Genomic DNA, 18,768 nt, shown 5'->3' with positions numbered 1-18,768 from the left:
TCAGACAGGCTTAGGCCTTGACGTGTGCAGTGGCGTAGTCGATCGCCTGTTGCACGGTGGTGATTTTTTCAGCTTGTTCGTCAGGGATTTCCATTTCGAATTCGTCTTCCAGGGCCATGACCAGTTCCACGGTGTCCAGGGAATCGGCGCCGAGATCGTCGACGAAGGAGGATTCGATTTTGATGTCTGCTTCTGCAACGCCCAGTTGCTCAGCGACGATTTTCTTAACGCGTTGTTCGATATCCGACATGTTATGGCTCCAAAGTGTGTGTTACGGAAAGTGCGCGCATTTTATCAGGTTTGCGCGTCCGAATACTAATTTCGGTGTCTGCTGCTAATTCGACCGAAGCTGCTGCTAAAAGATGCGATTATAGACAAAAACGGCCGTTGAATCATGCCACAAACGCCCGCCCCGTCTAGCTTTCACATCAATTCATGTACATTCCACCGTTCACGTGCAGGGTCGTGCCCGTGATATAGGCCGCTTGCGGCGAGGCCAAAAAGGCCACGGCCGCTGCCACGTCTTCCGGCTTGCCCAGACGGGACAGGGGAATTTGCGTCAACAGGGCCGCATGCTGCTCTTCGCTCAGCGCCTTGGTCATGTCGGTATCGATGAAGCCCGGCGCGATGCAGTTCACGGTAATGTTGCGGCTGCCGATTTCGCGCGCCAGGGCGCGGCTCATGCCTTCCACGCCGGCCTTGGCCGCCGCGTAATTCATTTGCCCCGGATTGCCCGACGACGCCACGACCGACGTGATATTAATGATACGCCCAGTTTTGGCTTTCATCATGCCGCGCAACACGGCGCGCGACAGACGGCCGACGGCCGACAGGTTGGTGGAAATGACGCTGTCCCACTCTTCATCCTTCATGCGCATGGCCAGCTGGTCTTGCGTGATGCCCGCATTGTTGACCAGGATCGACAGGCTGCCGTAGGTTTTCTGCACTTCATCGACGACGGCCGCGCAGCGCGCCGCATCGGTGACGTTCAGGACCAGGCCCTTGCCCGTCACGCCTTCGGCGGCCAGGTAATCGGTGATCGCTTGCGCGCCGCTTTCCGAGGTGGCGGTGCCAATGACGGTAGCGCCTTGTTTGCCCAGTTCGGTGGCGATGGCGCGGCCGATGCCGCGCGAGGCGCCCGTGACCAGCACGACTTGATTTGCTAAATTCATGAGTATCCTTAAGAGCAAGCGCGGCAGGCAAGCTGCCGCGATCTGATGTTTATTTGAGCTGCGTCAAAATGCGTTCCAGCGATGCCTGGTCGACGATGGCGTCGCCCACCAGCACGGGATCGATGCGCTTGGCCAGGCCCATCAGGACCTTGCCCGGACCGCATTCGATCACTTGCGTGATGCCGTCGGCCGCCACTTTTTGCATGGTTTCCACCCAGCGCACGGGGCTGGCCGCCTGGCGCACGAGCGCATCCTTGATGCCGGCCACATCATTGACGATGGCCACGTCGACGTTGTTGATCAGCGCGATTTGAGGCGCCGAGAACGTCAAGCCGGCCATGTATTCGCACAAACGGTCCGAGGCCGGTTTCAGCAGCGACGAGTGGAATGGCGCGGAAACGGGCAGCTTCATGGCGCGCTTGGCGCCCTTGGCCTTGGCCAGTTCGCAGGCGCGCTCGACGGCAGCCGTATGGCCGGCGATGACGACTTGTGCTGGCGCATTGAAATTGACGGGCTCGACCACGAGGGCCGGGTTTTCCGCCGCCGCTTCCGCACAGGCGGCGCGCACGTCGTCATCCGACAGGCCCAGTACGACAGCCATCGTGCCCTGCCCCACGGGCACGGCTTCCTGCATGGCTTGCGCGCGGAAACGCACGAGCGGCACCGCATCCTTGAACGAGATGACGCCGGCGGCGACCAGCGCCGAGTATTCACCAAGGCTGTGACCGGCCACGACCGTCGGCACGGGACCACCGGCCGCCAGCCAGGCGCGGTAAAAGGCCACGGCCGCCGTCAGCATCACCGGTTGCGTGTTGGTGGTGAGATCCAGCTCTTCCTTAGGACCTTCGGCGATCAGCTTGCCCAGGTCGAATTGCAGGGCATCCGACGCTTCGGCCACGGTCTGCGCAACCACGGGGTTGCCGGCGAAACCGTCGAGCATCGCAATCGCTTGCGAGCCTTGGCCTGGGAAAACAAATGCAAATTGTGTCATGTCGACTCCGTTTTTTTTAATATTGTTGCAGGATTACATGCGCGCCAGCACGGCGCCCCAGGTAAAGCCGCCGCCCACGCCTTCCATCATGACATTGTCGCCTTTCTTGACACGGCCATCGCGCACGGCGATGTCGAGCGCCAGCGGGATCGAGGCGGCCGAGGTATTGCCATGCTGGTCGACGGTGACGACCATCTTTTCCAGCGGCAAGCCGAGTTTCTTGGCCGTACTGTTCATGATGCGGATGTTCGCCTGGTGCGGGATCAGCCAGTCGATCTGGTCCGATGTCATGTTGGCGTGTTCCAGGGCTTCGTGCGCGACTTTTTCCAGCACGGACACGGCCAGCTTGAACACGGCCGGGCCATCCATGTACAGGAAGGCGCTACCGTCCAGCGCGCCGCCAGCCAGGCTGCCCGGCACGCTGAGGATGTTCGAGTGGCGGCCGTCCGCGTGCAGCTTGGTGGCCAGGATGCCCGGCTCTTTTGACGCCGTCATGACGATGGCGCCGGCGCCGTCACCGAACAGCACGCAGGTGCCGCGGTCGTCGAAATTGAGGATGCGCGAAAACACTTCGGCGCCGATCACCAGCACATTTTTGTGCATGCCCGACTGGATGAAGCTGTCGGCCGTGGCCACCGCATACACGAAACCGCTGCAGACGGCTTGCACGTCGACGGCGGCGCAATTGTTGGTGATGCCCAGTTTGTTTTGCACGATGCAGGCCGTGCTGGGGAAGCTGCCGAAGAAATCGGGAGTCGAACTGGCGACGATGATCAGATCCAGGTCGTTGCCGCTCAGGCCCGCCATTTCCAGGGCCTTCCTGGCCGCTTCCACGCCCAGGTCCGAGGAATTTTGCGTTGGCGCCGCGTAATGGCGCGCCGAAATGCCGCTGCGCGAGACGATCCATTCATCCGACGTCTCGATGCCCTTGGCGGCGAGCTGTTCGGTCAAGTCCTGGTTGGTGACGCGCTTCTCCGGCAGGTAGCTGCCGGTACCGATAATTTTGCTGTAAGTTTTGCTAAAAACAGTCATGCAAGTACCCGTCCACTAAATGGTAGAGCTTGTTGATGTAGGTTCATCCGGAACTGGCGTGCGCGGCATCAGCTCGGCGATCATGCTGGCCAAGTGCGCTTGCACGTCATTTTTTGCCGCATCGAAAGCGCGGCGCAAGGCCCATTCGAACGAATAGGCATCGGCGCTGCCGTGGCTCTTGAAGACGAGGCCACGCAAGCCCAGCAGGCTGGCGCCGTTGTAACGCGAAGGATTCAAGCGGTTGCCGATGGCTTTCAGAGCACCGCGGGCGATCAGCGCGCCCAGCATGGTGATCGGATTACGCTTGAATTCGGAAGTGAGCACGTCTTTCATGAAGCGCGCCAGGCCTTCGATGGCTTTCAGGGTGACGTTGCCGACGAAACCGTCGCAGACGACGATGTCGGTCGTGCCCTTGAAGATATCGTTGCCTTCCACGTTGCCGTAGAAGTTCAGCGCGCCACGCTCGTGGTCGGCCTGCAGCAGCTTCGAAGTGAGTTTCACCACTTCATTGCCCTTGATATCTTCCGTGCCCACGTTCAACAAGCCGATCGTCGGGCGTTCGATGCCTTCCATGGCGGAAACGAGCACGGAACCCATGATGGCGAACTGGTGCAAGTGATGCGGTTCGCAATCGACGTTGGCGCCCAGGTCCAGCATATAAGTGGGGCCGTTCTTTTGATTCGGCAAGATGCTGCAGATGGCCGGGCGGTCGACGCCGGACATGGTTTTCAATACATAGCGCGACACGGCCATCAGGGCTGCCGTATTACCGGCGGAAACGGAGGCTTGCGCCACGCCGTTCTTGACCTGTTCGATGGCCACGCGCATGGAGGAATCCTTCTTGCGGCGCAGGGCCACTTCCAGAGGGTCGTCCATGGTAACTTGTTCGGAGGCATGCAATACCGACAGGCGCGGATGCGACTCGGCTTTATGTTTCTTCAGTTCGGCACGAATCACGTCTTCCAATCCAACAAGGATCAGTTCGGCTTCAGGCTCATGTTTTACGAAGGAAATTGCTGCGGGGATAGTAACTGAGGGACCGTGATCTCCGCCCATGCAGTCGATAGAAATTTTGATTGTCATTTGTGTTGATTCAATACCGCTGCGGGCGTGCGGCAAGATGTGAATCGGACTGGAGCATATGCAGGGTGCAGCATGTCATGCACAGGCCTGGACAGCGTGATTCAAAATGACGGGTGTGCAAGATGAATTGCAGCCGATAAAAAAGAAGAAGCGGCGCCACGCCGAATAACCACGCAACACCGCTTTCATCTTACCCAACAAAAACGTCGATTACTCGTCGTTTTTGGTCTTCAACACTTTACGGCCACGATAGAAGCCGTTAGGGCTGATATGGTGACGCATGTGTGTTTCGCCGGTAACTGGCTCGACGCTCAATTGCGGCGCGACCAGGAAGTCGTGCGAACGGTGCATGCCGCGCTTGGAAGGGGTTTTCTTGTTCTGTTGAACTGCCATGATGACTCCTAATACATAAGTTCTAAAATTTTAGCACAATCGATTGGCAAATACATGCGAATCGAGTATCCCAGCGGCAAAGACTACCCGAAAATAGCCCGGACCGACATCGTTTATTACAATTACATTTCACTACACTTGCCATACTCGATTACAACACGCGTTTGACACGTTCTTTGATGGGGAAAACCCCTTTACTACTTTATTCTGGCTTCAAGTCTTTCAGTGCCGCAAACGGCGACTTCTTTTCAGTCTTGAGAGCATCGAGCTGCGCCGTATCGGGGCAGACGTCGTGTTTGGGTACCTGCGGCAGGGCCAGCAAGGCTTCATCTTCGATCAGGGCCGCGGCATCCATGTTGCGGCTGCCGACGATCACGTCGATCGATTCATCGTTGATGATTTCTTCGATCTCGTCCGCGTGCTCGTCATCCTTGCCCAGCATCAGAGTGGTCGTCGAATCAATTGCGTAAGCATACGGAGTCAGGCAGCGCTGGCAAACCAGCTGAACGGTGCCGTTGACCGACAAGGTCAGTTGTGGGTAGCCCAGCTTGCTGGTGCCGCCGACGATTTTCCAGGCGATCTCGCCGGAACTATCTGCACAATCCTTGGTCAACCGGGTCATTTCAGCGACAGGAGTTACACCCTCGCGGCTCCCGCTGATACGACAAAAATCAAAGGCGTCGATCACAAAAGCATTCATTGGTAGAAAATTTCCCCGGAAAACCTGCGATAATAACAGGGTTTTTAGCACGGAGTCAAAGGCTAAGCATCTTTTTTGACGCAATCATTGCCATCAACATGACAACTTCATCAACACCGTCATGCCGCATGGAGCCTCAGTTATGGGCTCTGCGCCTTGGAATTTGCGTGAAATTCCACTGACATCGACCAGCGCGGCCATGCCGGCCGCCATCCACTACCGAATGATACCAACTTCCGCCCCATCGCGCTTGATTCTTGCATCAAGTTCGACCTACCGCAAGGAATTGCTGGAACGCCTGCGCCTGCCTTTCGAGGTGGCCGTGCCCGATCTCGACGAAAGCCCCCTGCCGGGTGAAAGCCCCAGCGCCACGGCCCTGCGCCTGGCCCAGGCCAAGGCGCAAGCCGTGCTCGACCGCTATCCCGGCAGCCTCGTGATCGGCTCCGACCAGGTCGCCACACTCGACGGTGCACAGATCGGCAAGCCCGGCAACCATGCCAACGCCTTGCTGCAACTGCAAACCATGCGCGGGCGCCAGACCGTGTTCCATACGGCACTGTGCTTGCTCGATGGCCGCCAGTCGCCCGCCGTAGCCCAAGTGGAAGATATCCAAACCCTCGTCACCGTGCGCGACTTGCCCGATGCCGAGCTGGACGCCTACCTGCGCATCGAGCAACCGTACGATTGCGCCGGCAGCGCCAAGAACGAGGGCCTGGGCATCGCCCTGCTCGAACGCATCGACAGTACCGATCCGACCGCCCTGACCGGCTTGCCGCTGATCGCCCTTACGGGCATGCTGCGCAAGGCGGGCGTGGCGTTTTTCACCATTTAATTACCAACAAGAAAAATATGACTGGCACCCTGTACCTGATTCCCAACCACCTCGGCCTGTCCGACGGCGCAAGCGACCCGCTGGCCCACATCATTCCAGAGCAAGTACGGCAAATCACGTCGCAGCTCGATTATTTCGTCGCGGAAAACGCCAAGACGGCGCGCGCCTTTTTGAAATTGATCGGCAACCAGCATCCGCTGACCAAGCCCCTGCAGGAAATCACGATTTCCGAACTGAACGTGAATACCCCGGCACAAGCGCTGACCGGCTTGCTGGCCCCCTTGCTGGCGGGACGCGATGCGGGCCTCGTGTCGGAAGCGGGCGTGCCCGCCGTGGCCGACCCGGGCGCCGACCTCGTGCGCCTGGCGCATCAGCACGGCATCAAAGTGCGTCCGCTGGTGGGCCCGTCTTCGATCCTGCTGGCCGTGATGGCCAGCGGCTTGAACGGCCAGAGTTTCGCCTTCAACGGCTACTTGCCCACGGACGCGGCCCTGCGCGCCAAGCGCATCAAGGACCTGGAAAGCCGCTCGCGCAATGAAAAGCAGACCCAGCTGTTCATCGAAACGCCGTACCGCAACGCCGCCATGCTCGAAGCCCTCGTGGCGCAATGCGCACCTTCGACGCTGATCTGCGTCGCCACCGACCTGAGCCTGGACACGGAAAGCGTGCAGACGTGGAATGGAGGACAGTGGAAGAAACAATTGGCCGCCGGCAAGGCGCCCGACTTCCACAAGAAACCGACTGTGTTCTTGCTGCTGGGACAGTAATCTCCCCATCATAAAAAAACGCCACGATCAAATGATCGTGGCGTTTTTTTATTGCCGCGCTACCAAGCCGAGTATGACTACACTCTTCTTGTGCCCGTATTTTTCTGTCCGCCCTTGCCCGTCTCCAGCACAAACTTCGCGCCATCGTCGCGGCCCAGCACCTTGACCAGGTAGGGCATGACTTCGCGCAACATCGGCTCCAGGGTGTACGGCGGGTTCAGGATGAACATGCCGCTGCTGTGCAAGCCGAAACCGTCCGGCGACGGGGTGTTGACCGTCAGGGTCACGTGCAGCCAGTCCGAGCTGGGCAGCTGCTTGAGCTTGTCGGCGAACTGGCGCGACTCCATGCGCTGCAGCACCGGGTACCAGACGGCATACATGCCCGACGGGAAACGCACGAGGGCGTCGGCCAGGGTGTCCTTGACCTTGCGGTAATCCATCTTGTCTTCGTACGGCGGGTCGATCAGCACCAGCGCGCGGCGCGATGGCGGCGGCAGCAGGGCTTTCAGGCTCTGGAAGCCGTCGGCCTTGGTGATGAGCACGCGCTTGCCGCGCACGGTCGGACGCTCGCCCTGGGCCAGCGCATGCGCCTCGACCTTGCGGAAGTTGTCAGCCAGAATCTTGGCATCGGCGGGATGCAGCTCGAACAGGCGCAGACGGTCTTGCTCGCGGCTGACCTTGTCGGCGCAGTACGGCGAACCCGGGTAGTAGCGCATCTTGCCACTCGGATTCATTTCCTTGATCAGTTTCATGTACTCGGCCAGCGAGGCCGGCAGATCCGTGCGGTCCCACAAGGGCGCAATGCCCGTTTCGTACTCGGCATTTTTCGAGGCATAACCGCCGTCGAGCGCATACACGCCCGCGCCGGAGTGGGTATCGATATAACTATAGGCGGTATCTTTTTGATTCAGATATTGCAACAACTGAATCTGCACATAATGTTTCAACACATCGGCGTGATTACCCGCGTGAAAGGCGTGGCGGTAACTCAACATAAGCTGGCTAATTCCATAATAAAAATAAATAAAGGCGGGAGCGCTGACACCGGGCAGGGCATGAAAACAGACTGGAGGGGTCAGGCTGCGGGGCCAGGAAACAGCATGGACCAGCGTAATCAGCGCGCAATTACCAGCATTATCCACCAGAAAGGCGGATTGCATCAAAAAACACGGCTAAACAAGCCCATGCATTCCCGGGACTGGCGTCGCCGGGCGCGGTAGAATACGCGCATCGGGCGCCCGCGCCCATCCGCCTACTAATAGAAACGACCATGCACAGCCTGACCCTCACGACCGATAACCGCGCCGACGTCGCGGCAACCCTGGCCGGCCCGCGCTGGACGGTGGCCTGCCTGTGCGCGCTGTGGTGCGGCACTTGCGGCAGCTACCGCGCCACGTTCGAGGAACTGGCAGCGCGCCACCCGGACACCGTCTTCGTCTGGATCGACATCGAGGACCAGGCCGACGTGGTGGGCGACCTCGACATCGACAACTTCCCCACCCTGCTGATACAGCGCGAAGACAACGTGGCCTTCTTCGGCACCGTGCTGCCGGACGGCGGCCTGGCGCACCGCATGGTGCAGGCGCAGCAGGCGCTCAGCGCCGAGGAACTGGCGGCGCTGGCCAGCAGCACGCAGGAGCGGCGCGACTGGCAGCGCGACTGCAATCTGCGTCACATGCTGGCCGCCACCCTGGCCTGATTCACATCAAGCCAGGCGCAGCGGCAGGCTGCGCAGTCTTTTCCCCGTCAGACTGAACACGGCGTTGGCCACGGCCGGCGCAATCGGCGGCGTGCCCGGTTCGCCCACGCCTTCGGGGTGTTCCGCGCTGGCGATGATGATGGTTTCCACCTCGGGCGTCTGCCCCATGCGCAGTACGGGATAGTCGTGGAAGTTGCCCTGCTCGACTTGTCCCTCCTTGAAGGTGATCTCGCCGCCCAGCGCCGCCGACAGGCCGAACAGCACGGCCGACTCCATCTGCTGGGCGATGATGTTCGGATTGACGGCGATGCCGCAATCGATGGCGCACACGACGCGCTGCACGCGAATTTCGCCGTTTTCCACGGACACCTGCGCCACTTGCGCGACGATGCTGCCGAACGACTGGTGCAAGGCCACGCCATGCGCATGGCCGGGCGGAGGAGTTCCTGCCTTGGCAACTGCCGCATCGAGCACGGCCAGGTGGCGCGGATGCCGCACCAGCATGGCACGGCGGAAGGCGATGCCGTCCTGCCCTGCCGCGTGCGCCAGTTCGTCGATAAAGCTTTCCTTGAAAAAGGCGTTGTGCGAATGCCCGACCGAGCGCCAGTAGCCGATGGGAACGGCGCTATCGGCGATCACGTGGGCGATGCGCTGATTGGCGATTTCATACGGCATGTCGAATTCGCCTTCGGCCGTCGTCTTGTCCGGCCCCGCACCGGGCAGGCCGAAATTGCGCTGCAGGTACTGGTGCGTGATGGAGCCGCTGACGGATTTGTTGTCCCAGGAAGCGATGCGGCCATGTTCGTCGAGGCGGGCCGCAAAGCGGGCCAGCGCGGCGGGACGGTACATATCGTGCTTTGTGTCCTGCTCGCGCGTCCACACCAGCTGCACGGGCGCGCCATCGCACTGCAGCGCGATGGCCACGGCTTGCGCGATCATGTCCACTTCCAGGCGACGGCCGAAACCGCCACCGAGCAGCAGCACTTCGATGCTGACGTCCTTCGCATCGACGCCGGCCACTTTCGCCGCCACGTCGACGGCGATACCGGGCGCCTGCGTCGAGGCCCACAGCATCACCTTGCCATTTTTCACCTGCGCGGTGCAGTTGACGGGTTCCATGGCGGCGTGCGCGAGAAACGGCGCGCGGTACTCGGCGCTGACCTGTCGCATGCCCTGCACGGCCTTGCTTTCCACCTCGCCGCTGGCGTGGTAGGCATAACCGGCTTCGGCGTCTAACAGGCGGGCAAACTCCGCGTAGACAACGGCGCTGGACAGGTTCGCCTGCGGGCCAGCCTTCCACTGCGTCGGCAAGGCGGCGGCCGCCTGCTTGGCGCGCCACCAGGTGTCGGCCACCACGGCGGCGCACGAGACGCTGCGCTGCGCCAGCTGCGGCGTCAGGTCCAGCACCTTTTTCACGCCGGGCATGGCGAGTATGGGCGCCGCGTCGAACGCGGACAGGGTGTCGCCCAGGCGCGGCGGCAGATGCAGGGCTGCATACAGCATGCCGGGCGGACGCGCATCGATGCCGAAACGCGCGCTGCCATTGACTTTCGACGGCGTGTCGCGGCGCGGCGCCGGCTGGCCGATCAGCTTGAAATCCCTGGGCAGTTTCAGCACGGGCGTGCCGGGGTCGATGCTGGCGGCGCGCTGCGCCAGGCTGGCGTAGCTGGCGCGCCGGCCGTCCGGGTGGATCACTGCGCCATCCTGCGTGCGGCACTGCGCGGCCGGCACCTGCCACAACGCGGCGGCGGCGCCTACCAGCATGGCACGCGCGGAAGCGCCCGCCTCGCGCATGGGCCCCCAGCCATCCTTCACGCTGGACGAACCGCCCGTGACGATCACGCCCAGTTCGCGCGCCGCCTTGGCCACCGTCCACTGCGCCAGCGCCTTCAAGCGTCCCTGGTCGTCCGGATGGAAAGGCAGGCTGTCCTTGAGCATGGCGACATTGCCGAAGATTTTATCGTTCGGCGCCTGGATCAGTTTGACGCTGGCCAGCGGCACGTCGAGCTCCTCGGCCACCAGCATCGGCAAGGCCGTGTGCACGCCCTGCCCCATCTCGCTGCGCGGCATGGCCAGGAGGACACTGCCATCAGCTTGAATAGCCAGCCAGCCGTTCAAGGCCACGGCGCCGGCGACCAAAGGCAGCGGCGCGCTGCCGTGCAAGCGCTGGCGCGGCGGCAGCACGCCCCAGCCCAGCACCAGGGCACCCACGCCGGCCACGCCGAGACCAAGGCCACCGAGCAGGAAACGGCGGCGCGACGTGTTTTTTTCTGCGGCCATGGAATACCCTTTATTAGTTAATGATCGATCCAGCGCTCCAGCATATCCTGAGCCAGCACCGGACGGCTATAAAAATAACCTTGCGCCAGCTTGCAGCCATGACGCAGCAGGAAGGCGGCCTGCTCTTCCGTCTCCACGCCTTCGGCGATCACCGATAATTGCATGCTTTTGCCCAGCTGGATGATGGCAATCGCAATGGCTTCGTCGTTGACGTCCGTCGAGATATCCTTGATGAAGGAACGGTCGATCTTCAGGGTCTGCACGGGCAGCTGTTTCAAATACGCGAGCGAGGAATAGCCGGTGCCGAAATCGTCGATGGCCAGGCCCACGCCGATGGCGTGCAAGTCGTTGATGAAACCGAGGGCGTCGCCCGTGTTCATGATGACGGACTCCGTCACTTCCAGCTGCAGGCGCTGCGGCTCCAGACCCGTTTCCTTCAATATGGCGGCCACCATGCCGGCGATGCTGCCCCGCTCGAACTGTTTTACCGACAGATTCACGGCCATCTTCGGCACGTGCAAGCCCTGTGCCTGCCAGCGCATCATCTGGCGGCACGCTTCATCGAGCACCCATTTGCCCAGCTGGTTGATGAAACCGCTGTCCTCGGCCAGCGGGATGAAGCGGGCCGGCGGCACCAGACCCAGTTCCGGGTGGTTCCAGCGCACCAGGGCTTCGACACCGACCAGGCGGCCCGTGTCGATTTCCACCTGCGGCTGATAATTGAGGAACATCTCGTTCTTCTCGATTGAGCGGCGCAAGAAGGTTTCCAGGCGCAGCCGCTCGACGCCCTCGCCCGTCATCGACGGCGCATAGAAGCGGTAGCCATTGCGCCCGCGCGCCTTGGCCTGGTACATGGCCACGTCGGCGTTTCGGATCAGCATATTCAAGTCCAGCGCATCGTCCGGGTACAGGCTGATACCCACGCTGCAAGTGACAAACAGCTCGTGCCCGGCCACCGTGAACGGCTGGTCGAACATGGTCATCAGCTTTTCCGCCACCTGCGTGGCGCCATATTCGCCGTCGATGCGTTCGAGCAGGACGATGAACTCATCGCCGCCCAGGCGCGCCAGGGTATCGCCTTCGCGCAGGCGGGCCGCCAGCTGGCCGGCCACCTTTTGCAGCAGTTCATCGCCCACATGGTGGCCCAGGGTGTCGTTGACGTTCTTGAAGCGGTCCAGGTCGATGAACAGCACGGCCAGCTGCTCCTGGTCGCGCGCGGCGCGCAGCAAGGCGTGCTGCAGACGGTCGTGGAACAGCAGCCGGTTCGGCAGCGCCGTCAACGGGTCGTGGTGGGCCATGTGGTCGAGCTTTTCCTGCGACTCCTTGATCAGGGTGATATCGCTGAACACGCCCACATAATGCGTGGTGCCGGCGCGCGCATCGCGCACGGCGCTGATGGTCAGCCACTCCAGATACAGCTCGCCGTTCTTGCGCTGGTGCCAGATCTCGCCGCGCCAGAAGCCGCTGGTCTTCAATTCGTCCCACATGGCCTGGTAGAACGCCGCATCGTGGCGCGCCGAGCGTGTCAGAGAAGAGTGCTGGCCGAGCGCTTCGGCTTCGGCGTAGCCCGTGATTTGCGTGAAGGCGGGATTGACGGTAACGATGATGCCATCCGCATCGACCACCATAACGCCGTCGGCGATGTGTTCGAGCACCGTGGCCGACAAACGCAGTTTTTCTTCGGCTTCCTTGCGCGCCGTGATATCGGCGTACACCCAGATGCTGCCCTCGTTGGGGCGCAGCGGATCGAGCGCGCAGCCGCTCACCAGCGCCCAGAACAGGCTGCCGTCGCGGCGCTTGTACTGGCGCTCCTCGCTGAAATCGCCGCCCGCGGCCAGCGCCGGATACTGGCGCTCGCCCGCCTCCTCGAAGTCATACGAACTGGTAAACACGATGGCGGTGGAACTGCCCGTCATCTCGGCATGGCCGTAACCAAAGAGTTCCTCGCAGCGGCGGTTGACGGAAATGATGCGGCGGTGGCGCACGAACATCACGCCGAACATCACGTTGTCGAGGATCGCGCTCTGCTCCGTCAGCAGCGCTTCGATGCGCATCTCGTGGTGCTTGCGCTGGCTGATGTCGGCGATGATGCCGTCGATCCAGATGACGCCTTGCTCGCCTGCCTGAGGCTGGCCATTCTCGGCCACCCAGCGCTCGATGCCGAAGGCGTCGATGATGCGGTATTCGAGCGCATACGGCCGCGCGTCATGCACGGCCTGACGGACGGCGCGGCGATGCTCGCGGCGGTCTTCCGGGCAAATCAGGTCGGCCCAGGCATGCGTGGTGCCGCGCATGAACTGGCGCGCCGAATAGCCGGAGATATCTTCGATGGCGTCGCTGACGAAATCGATGGGGCCGTCGGGCCGGTAGCGGAAGACGGCGCCCGGCACTTGCGTGACGATGGTGCGGAAACGCTCTTCGCGCTGGCCCACATCCTCGAACAGCTGGCCGATGGCGGCGCGCATTTGCTCGAGCTGGGCCGTCAGGCGACCCAGTTCATCATTGCCGTGCGAGGCCAGGGGCGTGTCGAAATCGCCGTGCGACAGACGGTCGGAAAAGCGCGTCAGGCGGCGCAGGGGCTTGAGCAGGCGGCGGTTCAGGAACAGCACGATCAGCGCCATCGACACGGCCAGCTGCGCGCCCAGCACGAAAATATACGACATCTGCTTTTCGCGCAGTTCCTGCTGGCTGCGCGCATCGTCCATCTCGACGACGACGTGGCCGATGCGTTCGCCGCGCACGAGAATGTCGCGCCCGGCGCGGTACAGATTGCCCACGGGCCGCTGCGGCGCCTGCAGGCTGATGAATTCCGTGTCGCCCTGCCCCAGCACTTTCACCAGCAGCACGGAACGGTCGCGCATCACCGACTCGACCAGCGAATGGGCCGATTCCGCATTCATGTTCCACAGCGACTCCTGCATGCCCAGCGCCAGGATGTCGACATTGCGCTGCAAGGCCTCGTTCAGGCTGGTGCGCGCCGACTGGCGCTCATGCACGCCGACGAGCACGTAGCTGCCGAAGATGGCGGGAACGACGAGGCCGCCAAATACCACCAGCAGCAAGGCGCCATAGATCGATGAGCCATACAGCACGCGCAGGCTGGCGCGCAGGCGCTGGTAAGGTGAATTAAACATGCGGCAACAGGGCGACAGGGATCAGGCGGGCGATCATTGAACTCTACAGGGGAAGTCGGGTGGTCAGGCGGGAAGAAACTTTATGAGGAGCAATTATGCATGGAAAAAGCGAGGTAAGTCACCAATAAACACGCGCCAGCGGTGTCCTCATGTCATATAAACAGGGTTGAAAAACCACACGCTGGCCGGCGCGCCCGGCCGGCGCCAGCAGAAAAACGCGCAGCTTGCTATCATCGCGCCACTTTACCTAGAGGAACCACCATGACCTTCTCCATCTACTCCGCTTCGATCCCCGTCTTCAAACAGATCCTGGGCAGCCTGGCCGCCATCCTGGACAAGGCGGAAACGCACGCGCAAGACAAGAAAATCGACCCAAACGCCCTGCTGCAATTCCGCTTGTTCCCGGACATGCTGCCGTTCGTGCGCCAGATCCAGATCGCCACCGACTTCGCCAAGGGCTGCGGCGCGCGCCTGGCCGGCGTGGCCGTGCCACCGTACGAAGACAGCGAACAGAGCTTTGCTGAACTGAAAGCGCGCATCGTGAAAACCATCGCTTTCCTGGACAGCCTGCCGCAAGCGGACATCGACGGCAGCGAAACGCGCGCCATCACCACCGGCAGCGGCGAAAAGACCAAGCACTTCACGGGCCAGACCTATCTGTTCCACTACGCACTGCCGCACTTCTTCTTCCACGCGACGACGGCGTACGACATCCTGCGCCATAACGGCATTGAAGTCGGTAAAAAAGACTTTATCGGCAGTTTCTGAGACGCATAAGCAAATCTACTGCGCGGCGCGCTTTGCGGCCTGCGATGCTCGCCGTACTTGAGTACGGCTGCGCTTCTTAGCCACAAATCATCGCCGCTCGCTACGATTTGCTTAAGCGTCGACACACTGGAGTGATATCGCCTGATATTGCTCTAGTGCATCGCTATTTACGTATTCCGGCGCGGATACCCCTGCGCCAATATCCTCACCCACACCACTTCCTTCTCTTCATCCGTCATCGACACCCAGTGGGCCACTTCCACCACGGTGCGGCCGCAGCCGCGGCAGATTTCATCGAACGTCGTCGAGCACACGGCCACGCAAGGCGTATCGGGACGCGGCGGCAATTCCTTGTCTGCCATCAGGATACCTTCGGCAAGCCAAGCTTTTCCCAGCCTTCGGCGCCCAACGCTTCCAGGGTAGCGATATTCTTGTCGAAGATTTCCGACGCTTCCGGGAAGGCCTCGACGGCGCGCTCGATGCTGTCTTCGCGCAGCAGGTGCAGGGTCGGGTACGGCGAGCGGTTGGTGTAGTTGCTGATGTCGTCTTCGAACGTCTCGGCAAACTGGTAGTTCGGGTGGAAACTGGCCACTTGCAGTTCGCCGGCCAGGTGCATGTCTTCCACTGCCGCGTCGGCCACGTCGAGGAACTCGTTGTAGTCGAGGAAATCGTTCAGGGTGTACGGGTGGATCAGCAAGGTTGTGTCGATCTGCTCGGGATCCGCGTCGGCCAGGGTTTGCAGCTCGTCCATCAGCATCGCCAGCAAATCTTCGGGATTGCTCGATTCGCATACCACATAGCGGATCTGCTTCTTGACGTGCACGGCCTTGGCGAACGGGCACAGATTCAGGCCGATCACGGCCTTTTCCAGCCAGGCAACGGTATTGGCGATGATGACGGCGTTGTCGTCGTCGTGGCGCGGCGGGGTGTTCATATACTTGACTCTCTATCAATAAAGCGGCCGGCGGCTGAATGGCCGGCCAAAGCCAAATTGTACGCACTTTTGCGCAGCCTCATAACGGACGCCATCCAGGCTTGCGCCATGCCTCTGCCCATGTATGCTATAACAGCGGCCGAATCGCACATCTGGCAAATTAAATTTGTCATAATTACATTATTAGCGACTGGAAACATCGCTATTGACGCCTATGTGCTGTCATCATGCTGACATAATTCTTGACTCCGGCATGTGGATATACGTACACTCGCAGCTTAATCATGGGTCTGTCCGATGTTTCTCCGACGACAACAATGGAACACTATGCACGAAAACTCCTTTAAATCTACCGTCCTGGCGGCGTTGGCCCTGGCGCTTGCGCCCGCCCTCAGCCAGGCGTACGAAGCCGGTGTTGAGAGCGATAACGCGCCAGTCGCCACCACCACGCCCGCCCTGATCCCGATGACCGCCCAGGTCACGGCGAAACTCCCCACCCTCGACAACCGCCTGCAAAAGACCGATCGTCTGCTGAAAAACCTCAGCGACAATTCCGATCCGCTGCGCGAAGCGGACGTCTGGGGCCGCATCCGCAGCGGCTATGCGATTCCCGACATCAACAACCAGCTGGTAGCAAATCACGTCAACTGGTACGCCACCCGCCCCGACTACATCGCCCGCACCACGGCGCGCGCCTCGCGCTACATCTTCCACGTGGTGCAGGAACTGGAAAAGCGCGGCATGCCGACGGAACTGGCCTTGCTGCCGTTCATTGAGTCCGCCTTCAACCCGCAAGCGTTCTCGAGCGCCAATGCGGCCGGCATGTGGCAATTCGTGCCCGCCACGGGACGCGATTTCAACCTCAAGCAAAACATGTTCAAGGACGAGCGCCGCGGCGTGCTGGCCTCGACCGATGCGGCCCTGACGTATCTGCAGCGCCTGTATGACATGTTTGGCGACTGGCAACTGGCCCTGGCCGCCTACAACTGGGGCGAAGGCTCGGTGCAGCGCGCCATCAAGAAAAACCAGGCGCTGGGCAAGCCCACCGATTTCGAAAGCCTGGCCGACCTGATGCCGGCCGAAACGCGCAACTACGTGCCGAAACTGCAAGCGGTGAAAAACATCATCGCCAATCCGGCCCAGTTCGGCCTGACCCTGCCCGTGGTCGACAACCAGCCCTACTTCACGGCCATCGACAAGACCAGCGACATCGACATCACTGTTGCCGCCCAGCTGGCCGAACTGTCAATGGATGAATTCAAGGCTTTGAATCCGCAATTTAACCGCCCCGTCATCATCGGCGGCGAAAAGACCAAGATTCTGCTGCCGCAGGAAAACGCCGCCAAGTTCACCACCAACCTGGCGCAATGGGGCCATGCCTTGTCGAGCTGGACCACGCACAAGATCACCAATGCGCGCGAACGCATCGAAACCTTGGCATCGAAATTCGGCACCACGGCCGACGTGCTGCGCCAGGCCAATAACATTCCCCAGCGCACGCGTTTGCGCGCCGGCTCCACCATCCTCGTGCCGAAAACCTCGGCCACGATGAACAACGACATCACCCAGGAAATCGCCGACAGCGCCACCATGCTGCTGGAAGCGGACCGTCCTGAACGGGTCGCCAAGGCCGTGCGCCGCGTCACCAAGGGCGGCAAGGTGCAAGCCGCGCCAATTTCCCTGGTGAAACCACGCATCCAGCGCGGCGGCGGTAACAGCCGAGCCAAGGCCCGTCACTGATCGCCTGATCTGTATAGAGTGACCTCACCGGCCGCCACAGCTTTGCTGTCGCGGCCGGTTGCACATCCGCCTTACCCGCCCACCTACCCAGACAGGAGTCGTCATGGCTTTCTTGCAAGGCAAAAAAATCCTCATCACGGGCTTGCTGTCGAACCGCTCCATCGCCTATGGCATCGCCAAGGCTTGCCACCGCGAGGGCGCCGCCCTCGCCTTCACGTATGTGGGTGTACGCTTCAAGGAGCGCATCACGGAATTTGCGGCCGAATTCGGCAGCGAACTAATATTTGACTGCGACGTTTCCAGCGATGAACAGATCAGCGCCGTCTTCAGCGACCTGGCGCACCATTGGGATCAATTGGACGGCCTGGTGCACGCCATCGGCTTTGCGCCGCGCGAAGCGATCGCCGGCGATTTCCTCGATGGCCTGTCGCGCGACAGTTTCCGCATCGCGCACGACATTTCCGCCTACAGTTTCCCCGCCATGGCCAAGGCCGCCCTGCCCCTGCTGCATCCGGGCGCGTCAGTCCTGACTCTGACCTACCTGGGCGCCGTGCGCGCCGTGCCCTACTACAACACCATGGGCCTTGCCAAGGCGTCGCTGGAAGCATCCGTACGCTACCTGGCCGAATCGCTGGGTCCGCGCGGCATCCGCGCCAACGGCATTTCCGCCGGCCCCATCAAGACCCTGGCCGCTTCCGGCATCAAGGATTTCAGTAAACTGCTGGGCTTTGTGGCCGAGCACGCCCCGCTGCGGCGCAATGTCACCATCGAAGAAGTCGGCAACACGGCCGCCTTTCTGCTGTCCGACCTGGCCTCCGGCATCACGGGCGAGATTACCTACGTCGATGGCGGCTTTTCGCAGGTGATGGCCGTCAATCCCGAAGTAGAGTGATGCGGTGATGGTCGATATATTTAGGTTGTCACTTGACAACCTAAATATATCGACCTACATTGGAGGTATCGCATGGCGCGCTCCTCACACCCCAAGAAAGAAATCGAAGCGGCGCCGCGCCACGCGGAAAGCCAGGGCTGGCGAGTGGAAGTGGGCGGCAGCCATGCCTGGGGCAAGATGTCGCCCCTACAATGACGACGGCTGTCGCTGTGGAGAATTTTGCATCGCCTGCATCTGGAGCACGCCGAAAAACCCGGGCAACCACGCGCGGGCGATCCGCCGGGTGGTCGACAATTGCACTTTCAACAAACTGATGCACGACTGCATGCAACGCAAATCCAGGGAATAACC

Annotated in this window: 18 protein-coding genes and 1 pseudogene; 7 read left to right on the top strand and 12 right to left on the bottom strand. The window is 61.3% G+C overall.

The window, feature by feature from the left end:
• Positions 1-10: 10 nt before the first annotated feature.
• The 7 genes from acpP to GYK42_RS14425 all read right to left on the bottom strand — a co-directional run bounded on the left by acpP (position 11) and on the right by GYK42_RS14425 (position 5,371).
• Positions 11-250, bottom strand: coding sequence for an acyl carrier protein (acpP, locus tag GYK42_RS14455; RefSeq protein ID WP_008449912.1), 240 nt, complete (start codon positions 248-250; stop codon positions 11-13).
• Positions 251-428: 178 nt separating this feature from the next.
• Positions 429-1,172, bottom strand: coding sequence for a 3-oxoacyl-ACP reductase FabG (fabG, locus tag GYK42_RS14450; protein ID WP_166448064.1), 744 nt, complete (start codon positions 1,170-1,172; stop codon positions 429-431).
• 49 nt (positions 1,173-1,221) lie between these two features.
• Entirely contained in the window at positions 1,222-2,163 is a 942-nt protein-coding gene (gene fabD / locus GYK42_RS14445; RefSeq protein ID WP_166448063.1) for an ACP S-malonyltransferase, read from the bottom strand.
• A gap of 33 nt (positions 2,164-2,196) precedes the next feature.
• Complete coding sequence (locus GYK42_RS14440; protein ID WP_166448062.1) at positions 2,197-3,195, bottom strand: beta-ketoacyl-ACP synthase III; 999 nt, start codon at positions 3,193-3,195, stop codon at positions 2,197-2,199.
• Positions 3,196-3,210: 15 nt separating this feature from the next.
• Positions 3,211-4,278 (bottom strand): phosphate acyltransferase PlsX, encoded by a 1,068-nt coding sequence (plsX, locus tag GYK42_RS14435; protein ID WP_166448061.1) that lies wholly within the window; start codon positions 4,276-4,278, stop codon positions 3,211-3,213.
• Positions 4,279-4,488: 210 nt separating this feature from the next.
• Positions 4,489-4,671: a 50S ribosomal protein L32 gene (rpmF, locus tag GYK42_RS14430; protein WP_034749653.1), complete on the bottom strand. Its 183-nt coding sequence runs from the start codon at positions 4,669-4,671 to the stop codon at positions 4,489-4,491.
• A gap of 202 nt (positions 4,672-4,873) precedes the next feature.
• A complete protein-coding gene (locus GYK42_RS14425) occupies positions 4,874-5,371 on the bottom strand; it encodes a YceD family protein (RefSeq protein ID WP_046683963.1) in 498 nt (165 codons plus the stop codon).
• A gap of 223 nt (positions 5,372-5,594) precedes the next feature.
• On the opposite strand from GYK42_RS14425, the gene GYK42_RS14420 reads away from it, so the two are divergent.
• Both GYK42_RS14420 and GYK42_RS14415 read left to right on the top strand, forming a co-directional pair.
• Positions 5,595-6,203, top strand: a complete 609-nt coding sequence (locus tag GYK42_RS14420) for a Maf-like protein (protein ID WP_166448118.1) — start codon at positions 5,595-5,597, stop codon at positions 6,201-6,203.
• A 17-nt stretch (positions 6,204-6,220) separates the two neighbouring features.
• A complete protein-coding gene (locus GYK42_RS14415; RefSeq protein ID WP_166448060.1) occupies positions 6,221-6,970 on the top strand; it encodes an SAM-dependent methyltransferase in 750 nt (249 codons plus the stop codon).
• Positions 6,971-7,047: 77 nt separating this feature from the next.
• Here GYK42_RS14415 and GYK42_RS14410 read toward each other — a convergent pair whose 3' ends face one another.
• Positions 7,048-7,965, bottom strand: coding sequence for a 23S rRNA (adenine(2030)-N(6))-methyltransferase RlmJ (locus tag GYK42_RS14410; RefSeq protein WP_034749665.1), 918 nt, complete (start codon positions 7,963-7,965; stop codon positions 7,048-7,050).
• Positions 7,966-8,240: 275 nt separating this feature from the next.
• Here GYK42_RS14410 and GYK42_RS14405 point away from each other — a divergent pair, with 275 nt between their 5' ends.
• Complete coding sequence (locus tag GYK42_RS14405; protein WP_058051291.1) at positions 8,241-8,669, top strand: thioredoxin family protein; 429 nt, start codon at positions 8,241-8,243, stop codon at positions 8,667-8,669.
• A gap of 6 nt (positions 8,670-8,675) precedes the next feature.
• Here the strand turns inward: GYK42_RS14405 and GYK42_RS14400 are convergent, their stop codons facing one another.
• Together GYK42_RS14400 and GYK42_RS14395 are read right to left on the bottom strand one after the other, a co-directional pair.
• Positions 8,676-10,949 (bottom strand): xanthine dehydrogenase family protein molybdopterin-binding subunit, encoded by a 2,274-nt coding sequence (locus tag GYK42_RS14400; protein ID WP_205711400.1) that lies wholly within the window; start codon positions 10,947-10,949, stop codon positions 8,676-8,678.
• Between the two features lie 17 nt (positions 10,950-10,966).
• The gene (locus GYK42_RS14395) at positions 10,967-14,083 is read right to left on the bottom strand and encodes a bifunctional diguanylate cyclase/phosphodiesterase (protein ID WP_166448059.1); all 3,117 of its coding nucleotides are present in this window, start codon (positions 14,081-14,083) and stop codon (positions 10,967-10,969) included.
• Positions 14,084-14,344: 261 nt separating this feature from the next.
• On the opposite strand from GYK42_RS14395, the gene GYK42_RS14390 reads away from it, so the two are divergent.
• The gene (locus GYK42_RS14390) at positions 14,345-14,851 is read left to right on the top strand and encodes a DUF1993 domain-containing protein (protein ID WP_166448058.1); all 507 of its coding nucleotides are present in this window, start codon (positions 14,345-14,347) and stop codon (positions 14,849-14,851) included.
• 167 nt (positions 14,852-15,018) lie between these two features.
• Here GYK42_RS14390 and GYK42_RS14385 read toward each other — a convergent pair whose 3' ends face one another.
• Both GYK42_RS14385 and GYK42_RS14380 read right to left on the bottom strand, forming a co-directional pair.
• Entirely contained in the window at positions 15,019-15,213 is a 195-nt protein-coding gene (locus tag GYK42_RS14385) for a DUF1289 domain-containing protein (protein WP_034749680.1), read from the bottom strand.
• Entirely contained in the window at positions 15,213-15,785 is a 573-nt protein-coding gene (locus tag GYK42_RS14380; protein WP_166448057.1) for a DUF1415 domain-containing protein, read from the bottom strand. Before GYK42_RS14380 ends, GYK42_RS14385 begins: the two co-directional genes overlap by 1 nt.
• A gap of 327 nt (positions 15,786-16,112) precedes the next feature.
• On the opposite strand from GYK42_RS14380, the gene GYK42_RS14375 reads away from it, so the two are divergent.
• The 3 genes and pseudogenes from GYK42_RS14375 (at position 16,113) to GYK42_RS14365 (ending at position 18,766) form a co-directional block, all read left to right on the top strand.
• A complete protein-coding gene (locus tag GYK42_RS14375) occupies positions 16,113-17,525 on the top strand; it encodes a transglycosylase SLT domain-containing protein (protein ID WP_166448056.1) in 1,413 nt (470 codons plus the stop codon).
• 103 nt (positions 17,526-17,628) lie between these two features.
• Positions 17,629-18,417 (top strand): enoyl-ACP reductase FabI, encoded by a 789-nt coding sequence (gene fabI / locus GYK42_RS14370; protein ID WP_166448055.1) that lies wholly within the window; start codon positions 17,629-17,631, stop codon positions 18,415-18,417.
• Positions 18,418-18,489: 72 nt separating this feature from the next.
• Positions 18,490-18,766 (top strand): annotated as a pseudogene (locus GYK42_RS14365) (hypothetical protein).
• Positions 18,767-18,768 lie beyond the last annotated feature (2 nt).

Origin of the sequence: Janthinobacterium lividum, assembly GCF_011601275.1 — a bacterium.
In the GTDB taxonomy this organism is placed as follows: Bacteria; Pseudomonadota; Gammaproteobacteria; order Burkholderiales; family Burkholderiaceae_D; genus Janthinobacterium; species Janthinobacterium lividum_E.
Note: the sequence above shows the minus strand (reverse complement) of the source record. Positions and strands in the feature narration are given on the sequence as shown.